This is a genomic window from Kitasatospora sp. NPDC086791 (genome assembly GCF_040685975.1).
GTDB lineage: Bacteria > Actinomycetota > Actinomycetes > Streptomycetales > Streptomycetaceae > Kitasatospora.
In genome coordinates this window covers 443121-456511 of the sequence record NZ_JBFBOC010000002.1, presented here as the reverse complement: position 1 = coordinate 456511, position 13391 = coordinate 443121, and the positions used below count along the sequence as shown (strand labels likewise).

At 73.3% G+C, this 13391-nt stretch carries 11 protein-coding genes; 5 read left to right on the top strand and 6 right to left on the bottom strand.

Translation table 11 applies throughout. The features are described from left to right. The first annotated feature begins 75 nt into the window (after positions 1-75). The 3 genes from AB0Q99_RS05945 to AB0Q99_RS05935 are packed head-to-tail and all read left to right on the top strand — an operon-like array spanning position 76 to position 3001. Complete coding sequence (locus AB0Q99_RS05945) at positions 76-831, top strand: hypothetical protein (RefSeq protein ID WP_363568884.1); 756 nt, start codon at positions 76-78, stop codon at positions 829-831. Further along, a complete protein-coding gene (locus tag AB0Q99_RS05940) occupies positions 828-1763 on the top strand; it encodes a hypothetical protein (RefSeq protein WP_363568882.1) in 936 nt (311 codons plus the stop codon). Before AB0Q99_RS05945 ends, AB0Q99_RS05940 begins: the two co-directional genes overlap by 4 nt. Continuing rightward, complete coding sequence (locus tag AB0Q99_RS05935) at positions 1760-3001, top strand: serine hydrolase domain-containing protein (RefSeq protein WP_363568880.1); 1242 nt, start codon at positions 1760-1762, stop codon at positions 2999-3001. Before AB0Q99_RS05940 ends, AB0Q99_RS05935 begins: the two co-directional genes overlap by 4 nt. Here the strand turns inward: AB0Q99_RS05935 and AB0Q99_RS05930 are convergent. Then, positions 2998-3660: a LysE family translocator gene (locus AB0Q99_RS05930; protein WP_363568878.1), complete on the bottom strand. Its 663-nt coding sequence runs from the start codon at positions 3658-3660 to the stop codon at positions 2998-3000. The genes AB0Q99_RS05935 and AB0Q99_RS05930 overlap by 4 nt on opposite strands. 172 nt (positions 3661-3832) lie before the next feature. Between AB0Q99_RS05930 and AB0Q99_RS05925 the strand changes: the two genes are divergently transcribed. Next, a complete protein-coding gene (locus tag AB0Q99_RS05925; protein WP_363568876.1) occupies positions 3833-5191 on the top strand; it encodes a PLP-dependent aminotransferase family protein in 1359 nt (452 codons plus the stop codon). Positions 5192-5278: 87 nt separating this feature from the next. On the opposite strand, the gene AB0Q99_RS05920 is transcribed toward AB0Q99_RS05925, so the two are convergent. The 3 genes from AB0Q99_RS05920 to AB0Q99_RS05910 are packed head-to-tail and all read right to left on the bottom strand — an operon-like array spanning position 5279 to position 8861. Then, on the bottom strand, positions 5279-6184 hold the full coding sequence (locus AB0Q99_RS05920; RefSeq protein ID WP_363568874.1) for an SDR family oxidoreductase: 906 nt from the start codon (positions 6182-6184) through the stop codon (positions 5279-5281). Then, a complete protein-coding gene (locus AB0Q99_RS05915; RefSeq protein WP_363568872.1) occupies positions 6181-7203 on the bottom strand; it encodes an alpha/beta hydrolase in 1023 nt (340 codons plus the stop codon). Before AB0Q99_RS05915 ends, AB0Q99_RS05920 begins: the two co-directional genes overlap by 4 nt. Next, positions 7200-8861 carry an NAD(P)/FAD-dependent oxidoreductase gene (locus AB0Q99_RS05910; RefSeq protein ID WP_363568870.1) on the bottom strand — a complete coding sequence of 554 codons (1662 nt, stop codon included), beginning with the start codon at positions 8859-8861 and terminating at the stop codon, positions 7200-7202. Before AB0Q99_RS05910 ends, AB0Q99_RS05915 begins: the two co-directional genes overlap by 4 nt. A 186-nt stretch (positions 8862-9047) precedes the next feature. Here AB0Q99_RS05910 and AB0Q99_RS05905 point away from each other — a divergent pair, with 186 nt between their 5' ends. After that, a complete protein-coding gene (locus AB0Q99_RS05905; RefSeq protein WP_363568868.1) occupies positions 9048-9824 on the top strand; it encodes a MerR family transcriptional regulator in 777 nt (258 codons plus the stop codon). Between the two features lie 82 nt (positions 9825-9906). On the opposite strand, the gene AB0Q99_RS05900 is transcribed toward AB0Q99_RS05905, so the two are convergent. Together AB0Q99_RS05900 and AB0Q99_RS05895 are read right to left on the bottom strand one after the other, a co-directional pair. Then, on the bottom strand, positions 9907-10962 hold the full coding sequence (locus AB0Q99_RS05900) for a CPBP family intramembrane glutamic endopeptidase (protein ID WP_363568866.1): 1056 nt from the start codon (positions 10960-10962) through the stop codon (positions 9907-9909). 337 nt (positions 10963-11299) lie between these two features. Then, entirely contained in the window at positions 11300-12937 is a 1638-nt protein-coding gene (locus AB0Q99_RS05895; protein WP_363568864.1) for a M4 family metallopeptidase, read from the bottom strand. Positions 12938-13391 lie beyond the last annotated feature (454 nt).

Below are 13391 nucleotides of genomic sequence, written 5' to 3'. Positions count from 1 at the left end.
CACGCTCCGTCCGCAGGGCCCCGCACCCGCGGGGCCCCGCCCACGCCCGACCTCCTGAAGGAGGACCTCAGCACCATGCCATTCGCCGAGACCCCTCTCCGTGACGAGTACGCCGCGGCGGTCGAGCGGGTGGCGGGCCGGACCCTCGACGCCCTCCGGGGCGGCGGGGGTGCGGCCGCACTCGCGGCCCCGGACACCCCCGTGCCCCGCACCCTGCTGGCCGCGGTGCGCGTGCTCGGCGCCGACCTCTTCGCCCCGCAACTGCTCACCGGAGCCGAGCCCGACGGACCCACCGCCGCACTGCTCTCCGAGGCCCGGCGGGCCTTCCCCTCCCCGGCGCCGGCCTCCCCCGAGGCCGCGCTGGCCATCGCGTGGCAGGACTGGGCGGCCGAGCAGGTGCTCGCCCGGACCCCGTACCGGGATGCCGCTCCGGCTCCGACTCCGGTGTCGACTCCGGTTTCGACTCCGGTTTCGGTTTCCGTGCCCGCGCCGCTGCCCGGTCCGGCCGAACTGGGTTGGCAGGCCTGGTCGGTACGGATGGCGCAGCTGTCCGTGCTCACACTGCCCGGGCTGGACGGCCCGGTCCACGACGCCGCCCGGGCGAACGTCCTGGACCTCTCCCGCGGCACCGCCCGCGCCATGCTCCGGCGCGACTTCACCACCGCCGTCCGGCTCGCCCGCTGGCTCGCGTGGGCCGACACCGAGGACCGGCCGCCGCACCTGGAGGTCGAGCCGATCCTGGACCGGATCCGCTTGGTCGGCATCGGCGCCGTCCGCACCAGGCTCGAACTCGCCGTCGCCGAACGGCTGTCGGAGGGTGGGCCACGATGACCGACACCCAGGTGCTCGCCACCGCCCAACAGCTCGGCACCCGCGCGCTCTCCTGGCTGCACACCTGCTACCAGGGCGGCTGGGGCCGGCTCTCGGACAACACCATCATCGACCTCGCCGAGCCGAACGACGTCTACAAGCCGCTCTGCGAGGCCGCGATGGCCTCCTCCCTGGTCCTGCGCGACGGCGTCGCCGGACCGCAGGACGCCCGCGCCGCGCGCGACATGCTCGACGGCGCCTGGGAGCAGCTGCGCGAGGGCGACATGCTCTACGAGCGCCAACTGCGGCACGTCACGGTCACCGACCCGCTGGAGACGTACGCCCACTTCGCCCGGGTCGGCTACCGGCACGCCGCGCTGGAGGAGTTGCTCGAATCGATCAGCCGGCTGCGGGCCGTCCACGCCGTCGAGATCCAGGGCAGCCGCCAGCTCGCGGTGGCGAACGCGCGGCGGGTCATCGGGCTGAGCCACCGACCGGACTGGGCCGAACTCGCCGCCCGTACCTGGCTCGGCGCGCTCCCCGAGCCGTGGACCATCGCCTGGTCGATCGCCTACCAGGTCACCCACACCGTCTTCCACCTCACCGACTGGGGCGCCCGGCCCGCGGACCTGCCCGCGCCGATGCGCGACTACCTGCGCGCCTGGCTGCCGGTCTGGCTCGACATCTGGATGGAGATCGGCCAGTGGGACCTGGTCGGCGAACTGCTGATCGTCGACGCGTGCATCGGTGAGCCCGCGCTCGGCAGTTCCGGCTGGGAGGCCCTGGCGGCGGTGCAGCGGGAGGACGGCCTGGTTCCCCGGGACGCCGAACCCATCGAGGAAGAGCCGGAGTCGGCGATCAGGGCGCACGAACACACCGCCGTGGTGGCGGTGGTGGCCGCGACGGTCACCCTCTCCCGGGCGCTCAACGGCACCGACGCGGCGGCAGAATGAACGAGCTCGACGCGGCCGTCCGGGCGGCAGTCCGGGCGGCCGCGCCGTACGCGACCGCCGTCACGGTGGCCGTGGCGAGCGGGGGGCGGGAGCAGGTGCGGTGCTACGGGCACCTCGGGCGCGCCGAGCGTCTCGGGTCTCTCTCGTGCCTCGGACGTCTCGAACGTCTCGGGCACGAACGGGCGGCCGCGGCGGGCAGGTCGGCCGCGTCGGCTCCGTGCACTCCGGACACCGTCTTCGAACTCGGCTCGGTCAGCAAGACGTTCACGGCCTTGCTGCTCGCGGCGGCGGCTGCGGACGGTGAACTCGCGCTGGACGAACCGGTGGAGCGCCACCTCCCGCCCGACTGGGCCCCGGTGACGGTGCGTTCGGGCGGTCCGATCCGACTGCTGCACCTGGCCACCCACACCTCGGGGCTTCCCCGGCTGCCGCCGGGGCTGCTCGTGGGGGCCGTCGCGGACTGGACCGGAAACCCGTACGCCGCGTTCGGCGAGGAGCAGTTGCGGGTCGCGCTGACCCGAACCACCCTACGGTGCGCGCCCGGTAGCCGGTACCGGTACTCCAACTACGGGGTCGGTTTGCTCGGCCGGCTGCTCGCCGAGGCGGGCGGACGGCCGTACGGACAGCTGCTCGCCGAGCGCGTCTGCCGACCGCTGGGCCTCGCCGCCACCACCTGCGCGCCGGACGCGCCGAACCGGGCGGTCGGGTACCGGCGCGGCCGGGCCGTCCCGCCGTGGAGCATTCCCGGGCTGCCGGGAGCGGGCGCGGTCCGGTCGAGCGGGGCCGACCTGCTGCGCTACCTCCAGGCGCACCTCGACGCGCCGCACCTCGACGCGCCTCACCTCGGCGGTCGGGGCGGCGCGCTGCGGGAGGCGCTGACCGAGGTCCAGCGGGCGCGGCTGCGACTGCCGCACTCCACCGACGAGTTGTGCCTGGTGTGGAACCGCCGCCGCTCGGGCGGGCGCGAGCTGTACTTCCACACCGGGGGGACCCGGGGCTTCACCGCCTTCGTGGGGTTCGCACCGGAGACGGCGGCCGCGGTCGCGGTGCTCGCCAACACCGGGCCGACACTGGACGGACGGTTCGTGCAGGCCGGGTACGAGGTGCTGCGGGCGGCCGCGCGGACGAGCACCGCCGGTCGCGGGTACCGCCCGGTGCCCCCGTCGACCACGGCCCCCGACCGTCCACCGGAGCGGGCCGGCAGCCGTTCCTCGCCTCCGGCTGCCGACGGTTCCTAAGCGGCCACCGCCTTGGCCCGGTCGGCGGCGATGTGCACGGCCAGGCCGGCGAGGACGGTGCCCATCACGTAGCGCTGGATGCGCAGCCAGGCCGGGCGGCGGTTGAGGAAGGCGGCGATGCCGCCCGCGCTCATCGCGATCAGTCCGTTGACGGTGATCGCGATCACGATCTGGATCAGCCCCAGCAGCAGGCTCTGCAGGGCGACGTGGCCGCGCTCCGGCGCCACGAACTGGGGCAGCAGCGAGAGGTACATGATGGCGATCTTGGGGTTGAGCAGACAGGTCAGGAACCCCATCGTGAACAGCCGGCGCGGCGGGTCCGGCGACAGCTGCTGCGGGGCGAACACCGCCGTGCCGCCCGGCTTGACCGCCTTCCAGGCCAGCCAGAGCAGGTAGCCGGCGCCAGCCAGCTTGATCGCGGTGTAGAGGGCGGGCACCACCGAGAACACCGCGGCCACCCCGGCCGTCACCGCGACGAGGTACACCAGGAAGCCGGTCGCGACCCCGAGCAGCGAGATCAGCCCGGCACGGCGGCCCTGCGCGATCGAGCGCGAGACCAGGTAGATCATGTTGGGCCCCGGCGACAGCACCATGCCCAGCGCCACGGCGGCGATCCCGAGCGCGGCGTGGCCGTCCACGGCGGATGTCAGCGTGTCCATGGGAGGAGGCTAGGACGGGCTCTCGGCTCGGCGCAATGACGACTTCGCGCTCGGTGCAATGATGGTGGGGCGCGACAGCTGCGCGGGGCACAGGGCGCGCAGGGCACAGGGCGCGCGGGACACATGCCACGCAGGACACGAGGGCCCGCAGGACCCGGAGGGATCGACGCCGATGGACGACTACCGCCTGATCGCCGACCGGGTCGCCGCCGACATCGCCGACGGACGGCTGCGGCCCGGCCAACAGCTGCCCACCCAGCGGGCCTTCGCCCGCAGCCGGGGCATCGCCGCGTCGACGGCCGGGCGGGTCTACCACGAACTGGGGCGTCGCGGGCTGACCGTCGGAGAGGTCGGGCGCGGGACCTTCGTCCGGGCCGGGCGCGGCGCGGACAGCGGACGGGTCGCGCTCGCCGAGCCGGCCGACGGGCCCGTGGACCTGGAGCTCAACTACCCGGTCGTTCCCGGGCAGTTCGAGCTGCTGACGGGCGCGCTGGCGCCGCTGCTGCGCGCGGACGCGCTCGGCGACGCGCTGCGGCCGGTCGGCGCGGCCGGGACGGGCGCGGCTCGACGGGCCTTCGCGGGCCTGCTCTCCACCGGCTCCTGGGAGGTCGACGCCGCGGACCTGCTGTTCGCGGGAAACGGGCGGCAAGCCATCACGGGTGCGCTCTCCGCGCTGGTGCCGCCCGGGCAACGGCTGGGGGTGGAGGCGCTCACCTATCCGGTCGTCAAAGCGGCGGCGGACCGGCTGGGCATCAGGCTGGTGCCGCTGGCGATGGACGAGCACGGACTGCTGCCGGACGCCGTCGCGGCCGCCCACCGGGCGGCGCCGCTGCGCGCCGTGTACGTGCAACCCCGACTGCAGAACCCGCTCGGCGTGAGCCTGCCGCGCGAGCGGGCGGTGGCGCTCGCGGAGGAGCTGGGGCGACTCGACCTGCCGGTGGTCGAGGACGCCGTCTGGTCCTTCCTGCGGCCCGAGCTGACACCGCTGGCCGCGCTCGCGCCGGAGCGCACCGTTCTCGTGGACAGCCTCTCCAAGCGGCTGGCACCCGGTCTGACCACCGGGTTCGCGATCGTCCCGGCCGGGCTGCGGGAGCAGGTGGCGGGCGCGTTGCGGTCGGGCGGTTGGGCGCCCAGCGGGTTCGCGCTGGAGGCGGCGGTGCGCTGGATCGGGGACGGCACGCCGGCCGCGGTCGAGGCGGCGAAGCGGGCGGACGCGGCGGCCCGGCAGCTGCTGGCGCGCGAGGTGCTGGCGGGACAGCGGCTGCGGGCCGACCCGTGCTCGTACTACCTGTGGTGGGAACTGCCGGACGCCTGGCGGGCCGAGACCTTCGTCGCGGCGGCGGCGCGCGCCGGGATCGCGGTCACGCCCGCGACGGCGTTCGCCGTGGACCCGCGGCGCTCGCCGTCCGCCGTCCGGGTCGGGCTGGCCTCGCCACCACTGCCGGTGCTGGCGCGGGCGCTGGGGGTACTGGCGCGGATCGCGGGCGAGGGCGGGGGCGGGGGCGACGAACAGATATCAGCTGACAGCTGACAGATTTCGAAATCTGTCAGCTGTCAGCTGTTACCTGTTACTTGTCACCCCTCGTGGGTCAACCCGCCGCCTGTCACGTGTCGGTCGTCAGCTGTCCGACCCGCTGCGGCTCCCTCGGGCCACCGTGTCCGCCGCGCCCCCGGCGCCGACGGCCCGCAGCCGGCTCGCGGCGGTGGCGGCGAGCTGCGGGGCGAGCCGGGCGACGTCCCGGGAGCCGACCACCGCGATCAGGCTCGGCAGCAGCCAGCGGACCGGCTGCATGCCGCGCAGCCAGGCCTGGGCGTAGACGTGCGCGGACCGACGGGCGATGCCGGCCACGATCCGGTCCACCGCGGGCTCCAACGGGTACGTCTTGTTCGCCGGCCACGGCAGCCGCGACCGCATCTGCTTCAGCACGGCGTCCTCGTCGGCCCCGCGCACCATGTCGGTGTCGGTCCAACTCAGGTATCCGACACCGACCTTCACACCCTGGTAGGCGACCTCGGCGCGGATCGAGTGGGCGAAGGCCTCCACCCCGGACTTGCTGGCGCAGTACGCGCTCATCAGCGGCGCCGGAGTCAGCGCGGCCAGCGAGGCGATCTGCAGCAGGTAGCCGCGGCTCTCGGTGAGGGCCGGCAGGAAGGCCCGCGCGGTGGCGACGCTACCGAGCAGGTTCACCTCGATGACCCGGCTGAAGGCCCGGTGGTCGCTGTCCGTCAGCGGCCCGCCGATGGCGATCCCGGCGTTGGCGACGACGGTGTCGATCCGCCCGTAGTGCTCCTTGATCCGGTGGGCGGTGTCGTCGAGCGCGTCGAGGTCGGTGACGTCGACCTCCCAGCTGGTCGCGTCCGGGCCGCACTGGGCGGCGACGGCCTTCAGCTCCTCCGGTTCCAGTCCCAGCAGGGCGACCTTGGCCCCGCGCCGGGCGAGCTTGCGGGCCAGCGACGCGCCGACCCCGCGGGCGGCCCCGGTGACGACGACGACCTGCGCGGACAACGGCGGGATGGCGGTCATGCGACGGCGGTCCTCTCATCGGCGGAGTCGGTGAACTCGGCGGAGTCGGCGGAAGCGCTGGCAGCGGTGGCGTCGGTGCCGGCGCCGACGCCGACGCCGACGCCGACGCCGACCAGGTGCTCGGCGGCCATCCGGTGGATCTCGGCGGCGACCTCCGCCGGGCGTTCCAGCGGCGACATGTGCCCGACCCCGGGCAGCAGCAACAGCCCGTGCGGGTTGTTGAGTTCGGCGACCATCCGGTGCGCGTGCACCGGCGGCGTCAGCCGGTCGCTGGTGCCGACCACCACCGCCGTGGGCGCGGCGAGCCGGGCGAGCCCGGCGTGGACGTCCAGCCGGTCGAGCACGGCGGCCCAGTTGGCCCGGACGGCGGTCGGGCAGGCGTGCACGATCCGGGCCGTCGCCTCGACCTGGCCGGCGGGTGAACTCGGTCCCATGGTCGCGTACTTGAGCGCCGCCCGGCTGACCGGCGAGACCGGTCCGAGCGGCAGCCGGGAGCGCAGCAACTGCCGGTGCAGGAATCGGCGCAGACCCGGGGAACGTACGCCCGGGGGCAGGACGGTGAGCTCGGCCACCAGTTCGCCCGGTCCGGTGGAGATCAGGACGGCGGCGGCGGTGCGCTCGGCGACCTCGGGGCGGCCGCCGGCGGCCATGATGGTCATCCCGCCCATGCTGTGTCCGGCCAGCACGGCCCGCTCACCCACCGGAACGGTCCGGGCGAGTACCGCGGACAGGTCCTCGGCGAGCGCCCTGGTCGAGTAGCGGGCCCGGCTCGGCGGGATCTCGCTCCGCCCGTGGCCGCGCTGGTCGTAGGCCACCACCCGGTAGCGGTCCGCGAGTCGGTTGATCACCGGGGCCCAGAAGGCGGTCGAGCAGGTCCAGCCGTGCGCCAGCACCACGGTGGGCGCGCCCGGTTGGCCGTGCACCTCGACGTGCAGCCGGACGCCGTCCGCCGATCGGACGCTCAACTCCTCCACGGGTACGGGCGGTTCGTACCCGTCAGGCAAGTGGACGGCACTCATGCGGAAACCTCCTGGACGGTACGGGCGGTGGCCGGTGCGGCGCGCATGATCAGCTCGTACTCCCCGAGGTCCACCTTGCGGGTGGCGCGGCGGAACGAGGTGGTGGAGCCGGGCCAGAGCACGGTGTTCTTGCCGCTCGGGTCGAGGTACCAGCTGCGGCAGCCGCCGGTGGTCCAGACGGTGCGGTCCATCCGGTGCTGCAGTTCGAGGTTCCACTGCCGCTGGGCCCGCGCCGTCGGCTGCATCGCGGCGGCGCCGATCGAGCCGAGCGTGGTCAACGCGTCGATCATGTAGTTCAGTTGGGACTCGATCATGAGGATCATCGAGCTGTTGCCGAGGCCGGTGTTGGGGCCGATCACGAAGAAGAGGTTCGGGAAGCCGCGCACGGTCGAGCCGCGCAGCGCCTCCATGCCGCCCTTCCACTCCTCGGCCAGGCTGGTGCCGTTCACGCCGAACACCCGGTCGCCGATGGGCATGTCGGTGACGTGGAAGCCGGTGCCGAAGACGATGGCGTCCACCTCGTGCTCGCTGCCGTCGGCCGCGACCAGCGTGGAGCCGCGCAGTTCGCGCAGGCCGGAGGCGACGACCTCGGTGTTGGCCGCGGCGAGCGCCGGGTAGTAGGTGTTGCTGAGCAGGATGCGCTTGCAGCCGATCCGGTAGTCCGGGGTGAGCTTGGCGCGCAGCACCGGGTCCGGGACGCCCTGTGCGAGGTGGCGCTCGGCGAACTGCTGGACCAGGCGCAGCAGTCCGGGGCGGCGGACGAAGGCGTCGACCTGGATCTCACGGAGGGCGAACAGCGCGCCGCGGCGCACCTTCGCGGTGACCGGCAGGCGGCCGTGCAGCCACTTCTCCAGTTGGCTGATCTCGCGGTCGCGGCGCGGCAGGACCCAGGCCGGGGTGCGCTGGAAGACGGTGAGCTTGCCGACCTTCGGCTGGATCGACGGGATGATCTGAGCGGCGGAGGCGCCGGTGCCGACCATGGCGACGCGCTTGCCCGTCAGGTCGTAGTCGTGGTCCCAGCGGGAGGAGTGGAAGACCTTGCCGGGGAAGCCGCTCAGCCCGGGCAGGTCGGGGACCTGTGGGTCGGCGAGCGGTCCGGCGGCGGAGACGACGGCGTCGGCGGTCCACTGGCCGGCCGAGGTGGTGATCCGCCAGCGGGTCCGGTCGGCCTCCCAACGCGCCTCCAGCACCTCGGCGTTGAAGCGCAGGTGGGGGCGGAGGCCGAAGACGGTCGCGACCTTCTCCAGGTAGGCGCGAATGTCCGGCTGGCCCGAGAAGCTGCGCGGCCAGTCGGGGTTGGGCGCGAAGGAGAAGGAGTAGAGGTGCGAGGGCACGTCGCAGGCACAGCCGGGGTAGCTGTTGTCGCGCCAGGTGCCGCCGACGGAGTCCGCGCGTTCCAGGACCACGAAGTCGGTGATCCCGGCGCGGCGCAGCCGGACCGCGGCGCCGAGGCCGCCGAAGCCGGAGCCGATCACCGCCACCCGGACGTGCGGTGCGGCCTCCTCCGCCACCCGGGCACCGGTAGCGGCCGAGGTGTCGGGCGTCTCGGTCGCGATGTCGGCGTCGGCACCGGCGTCGGCACCGTACGGACCGGACGTGCCGATCGCGTCGGACGTACCGGGCGTGCCGGAGCGGGGGCGCTTGCTGCTGGATGCCATGCGGCCTCCTCCTGAGGGTGGACGGTGATCGTCGCGCTCTCCGAGGATCCTGCCCCGGAACCCTGCCAACCATGCCAGCAATCACTGGCACGGTTGGCAGGGTAGCCCTTGCCGACACCGGATGGAAGAAGCACGACGACTCCGATCCCGGGAACCCTTCCAGCCGACACACCTATGCTGATCGCCGTGGACAAGGTCAGAGCTGCTGCGGGCGACAGAAAACGCGAGTACCGGGTGGAGGAACTGGCCGAAGCGGCCGGCATCACCACCCGCACCCTGCGCTTCTACCGCGAGCGCAAGCTGCTCCAGCCGCCCCGCAAGGAGGGCCGGATCGCCTGGTACGGCGAGGAGCACCTGTCCCGGCTGCGGATGATCGGCGAGCTGCTGGAACGCGGCCACACCCTGGGCGGCATCGCCGAGCTGATCGGCGCCGGCGAGAGCGGGCGGGACGTCGCGGACCTGATCGGACTGGAGGCGGCGATCGTCGCGCCCTGGTCGGACGAGGTCCCGGTGCGCCTGGACTGGGAGGAGCTGAGGACCGCCTTCGGGGACCAGCTCACCGAGGAGAACACCGCCGAGTCGATCGAGCAGGGCTACATCAGTATCGACGAGGACGGGATCACCCACGTCAGCCGCCGACTGATGGACGCCACCACCGAGCTGGTGGCGGAGGGCGTGCCGCTCTCGGCGGTGCTGGACGCCAGCCGGCGCACCCGGGAACACGTGGACGCCATCGCCGAGATCTTCATCGAGGTGGTCACCGAGCACCTGCTCAGCGCACTGGCCGCCGACACCCCGCTGCCGCCCGGCGAGGCGGCCCGGCTCACCGAGCGCATCCTGCGGGTGCGACCGCTGGCCCGGACCGTCGCCGACGCCCAGTTCACCCTCGCGATGGACCGCCGGGTGCACGCCGAGTACGACGAACTGCTGCGCCAGCGACGGGAGAACGGATCCGAGGAGTAGCGGGGCCGTCGCACCTTCGTGGCGTGCGCGGCGGGGCTGCTGCGACAGATGACAGATTCTGAAATCTGTCATCTGTTTGTTGTCATCTGTTTGCTGTCATCCGTTCGCCGCGATCCGTCGACCGCCGGTCGGCGCCGTACCGGGACGGGCGCAGCCGGCCGGTGAATGCGAGGAAGGCCACGAAGGCGCCGAGGACGATCCAGCCGGGCCAGCCGCCGAGCCCCATGGTGAGCGGGTCCAGCTCGGCCGCCGGGTCGGCGAACTCCCTGACCATCGACACGCTCATGCTGCTCGCGAAGGTGTGCGCGAGCACGGCCGGGACCACCGACCCCGACCGGAGCCGCAGCCAGGTGAAGACCGGCAGGACGAGCACGCAGCTCACCACGAAGGCGGGCACCGCGACGTACCAGGGCCGCCCCGGGTACTGGCCGCCCATCAGCAGCGGCGGCAGGTGCCAGAGCGCGAAGGCCGTACCGGTGAGCAGGTACGCCCGGACCAGCGCGCCCGTGCCGACCTCGGCCCCCTCCCGGGTGCCGCCCCCGGCACTGCCACCGGTACCGCCGAGCCGCACCAGCCGGGGGAAGAGGAAGCCCTGCCAGCCGAGTTCCTCGCCGAAGAAGAGCGGCAGCGAGAGCGCCATCCCGAACACGCCCTGGACCACCCAGGACCCGACCGCCCCCGCGTGCAGCGCGCCGAACCCGGCGAACGGGTAGCTGCCCGCCAGCGTGCCGAGCGCCAGTACCGCCGCCGTCAGCCCGGCGAGCACCCCGACCGGCAGCAGGCAGGCCCGGACCGCCCGAGCCCACGGGCGGGGCCAGTGCAGCGCGAGGGCGTCCCGCACCCCACCACCACCGCGACAGCCGGCACCACCAACGTCACCGCGGCCGCGACCGTACCCCCGACCGCGCTCGACGAAGCGGACCACGAAGAGCGCGGCCAGCGCCGGGGCGAACATCGCGGCACCGATGCACAGTTGCTCCAGCCCGCCGACCTCCTCCCGGGCATCGGCCCGTTGGTAGCCGTCGGCGAGCAGCGGCGCCATGGCCGCCCACATCCCGGCGTAGGCGAGGACCACGTAGACCACCAGGCCGCGCCGGCGGCTGCCGGTCCTCGACGGGGATTGCGTCAGTAGCGTCATGCCGAGGACGCTACGGACCCGAAGCACGCCGGCGGAAGCACGTTCCCTACCGGTCACAGGGGTTGTCGGCTGCCGGCGGATGGTCGAGTTTTCCGGGTGTACGGCGACCGGTCCGACGTGGTAGTCGTCGTCCGGCACATGAATCCCAACGACCCCGTGGAGCGGCGCCGTTGCCCCGAGGCCGCGCCCGTACGCCCGGCACCGGCCGCGTCCTCGCCGCCAACACGCGGGGCCCGCTGCACGGAAAGCGGCGGGGGCGACGGTGGTCCGCACACCGTCGCCCCCGCCACTCGCGGCCCTGCCGGCCGGCACCCCCGGCCCGGCAGGTCCCCTGGGCTCAGTTCACGTTGACCGCCGTCCAGGTGGCGGCGACCGCGTTGTACTCCGCGCTGCCCGAGCCGTACAGGTCCGCCGCCGCGCTGAGGGTGCCCGCACGGGCGCCCGCGTAGTCGGTGGTGGAGGTGAAGTACGTGGTCAGCGCGCGGTACCAGATCTGCGCGGCCTTGTCCCGGCCGATGCCCGCGAGCGTCGAGTTGTCGTACGTCGGGCTGTTGTAGGTGAACCCGTTGATGCTCTTCGCGCCGCTGCCCTCGGACAGCAGGTAGAAGAAGTGGTTCGCCACGCCGGACGAGTAGTGGACGTCCAGGTTGCCGACGTTGGCGTCCCAGTAGTCGGCGGACTGGCCGTCCTTGCTCGGCTGGTCCATGTAGCGCAGCGGGCTGCCGTCGCCGCGCAGGTTGATCAGCTCGCCGATCCAGTAGTTCGGCGGGTTGGAGGGCAGGTTGGCGTACCACTCGACCATCGTGCCCATGATGTCCGAGGTCGCCTCGTTGAGGCCGCCGGACTCACCCGCGTAGTTGAGGTTGGCGGTCGCGGCGGTCACGCCGTGGGTCATCTCGTGACCGGCCACGTCGATCTCGGTGAGCGGGGCCGCGTCGCCGCTGCCGTCGCCGTACGACATGCAGAAGCAGTCGTCGCTCCAGAACGCGTTGACGTAGTTGGAGCCGTAGTGCACCCGGCTCAGGGCGCCGACGCCGTCGTTGCGGATGCCACTGCGGTTGAAGGTGTTCTTGTAGAAGTCCCAGGTGGTGGCGGCACCGAACTGGGCGTCCACGGCGGCGGATTCGCGGTTGGCGGCGGTGCCGTCACCGAAGCTGTCGGAGGTGTTGGCGAACAGCGAGCCGCTGCCCGAGGTGCCGTTGCCCATGTCGGTGGTGGACTGGCCGCCCCGGGTGTCGTCCTTGAGCTGGTACTGTCCGCCGCTCTCCGCGGTGGTCAGCGGGACCTGGCCGACGAAGACGCCGTTGCCGGTGCCGGCGGCGGTCTGCACCTTCTCGTGGGTGGAGAGCACCCGGCCGCTCGCGGCGTCGGTCACCAGGACCTGGCTGCTCGGGGTGCCGTCCGCCCGCACGCCCTCGACGGTGGTGCGGTACGCCAGGCGCGGGTTGCCGTCGGTGGCCCAGACCACCAGCTGGGCCTCGCCGGTCCGGTGGACGTCGGCCAGCGGCGACTCGTCGGCGTCGAGGGTCGCCCCGACGGTGGCCTTGACCGCGCCGGTGGCCTGCGCGGCGGCCTGGTCGGCCGGGACCTTCGGGGTCACGCTCGGCAGGTCGATCCGCGCGGCGACCGCCTTGGACACCGACTTCACGGCGCCGTCGGCCTTCTGGTGGACGACCAGGTCGCCGCCGATCACCGGCAGACCGGCGTAGGTGCGCTCGAAGCGCAGGTGACGGGTGCCGTCCTTGTCCACGACGGCGTCCTTGGCGACCAGTCGCTCCTTGTCGCCGAGGCCGAGCGCCTTGGCGAGCGGACCGGCCTGGCCGCTCGCCACGGCGAGCACGGTGGCGTGCTGCCGGGCGGCCTGGGCCTGCAGCGAGGGGGTGGGGGCTGCCTGGGCTGCGGTGCTCACCTGGATCACACCGGTCAGCAGGGCCGTGGCCGAGAGTACGGCGACAGCCGCGAGCTTTCGCTTCACGTACGAGTCCTTCCGGGAAACCGCGTCTGGGCGCGGTCACGCCGCGTCCCGGGGGCCGGGATCGGCACCTGTGGGGCGGAACGGGCGCTGACGTGCTGAGATCCCGTGCAGTCGAATGGCTCGCCACCAAGGGGTGGGGGTGGGGGCTACCACTGGGGGATGACCAGAAGCATGACGATCCGACACGCAAAATGACAGGTCCGCATCAGAACTTGGCCAGGTCCCGCCACCGGGTAAAGGGTGTCCATGTGGCGGGTGAATCGGGGCGATTCATGACATTCAGAAAGCCGTTTCCGTCCGAACCACATCGGGCCGCCTGCACCGACGGGCACCCGCCCGCCGAACGCGGGTTCGGCGGGCGGGATCGATCGACCGGCGATCGACTTTTACATCTGTGTAGAAGTTTCCACACGCTCCCTTGACACCGGGGTGGCGAGGTTCCGCCATCCGGCGC

Bases quoted from the DNA above. Each gene is read 5' to 3' on its own strand.
- AB0Q99_RS05935 (WP_363568880.1), top strand. From the start codon at position 1,760: ATGAACGAGCTCGACGCGGCCGTCCGGGCGGCAGTCCGGGCGGCCGCG.
- AB0Q99_RS05940 (WP_363568882.1), top strand. From the start codon at position 828: ATGACCGACACCCAGGTGCTCGCCACCGCCCAACAGCTCGGCACCCGC.
- AB0Q99_RS05915 (WP_363568872.1), bottom strand. From the start codon at position 7,203: ATGAGTGCCGTCCACTTGCCTGACGGGTACGAACCGCCCGTACCCGTG.
- AB0Q99_RS05925 (WP_363568876.1), top strand. From the start codon at position 3,833: ATGGACGACTACCGCCTGATCGCCGACCGGGTCGCCGCCGACATCGCC.
- AB0Q99_RS05930 (WP_363568878.1), bottom strand. From the start codon at position 3,660: ATGGACACGCTGACATCCGCCGTGGACGGCCACGCCGCGCTCGGGATC.
- AB0Q99_RS05910 (WP_363568870.1), bottom strand. From the start codon at position 8,861: ATGGCATCCAGCAGCAAGCGCCCCCGCTCCGGCACGCCCGGTACGTCC.
- AB0Q99_RS05920 (WP_363568874.1), bottom strand. From the start codon at position 6,184: ATGACCGCCATCCCGCCGTTGTCCGCGCAGGTCGTCGTCGTCACCGGG.
- AB0Q99_RS05945 (WP_363568884.1), top strand. From the start codon at position 76: ATGCCATTCGCCGAGACCCCTCTCCGTGACGAGTACGCCGCGGCGGTC.
- AB0Q99_RS05900 (WP_363568866.1), bottom strand. From the start codon at position 10,962: ATGACGCTACTGACGCAATCCCCGTCGAGGACCGGCAGCCGCCGGCGC.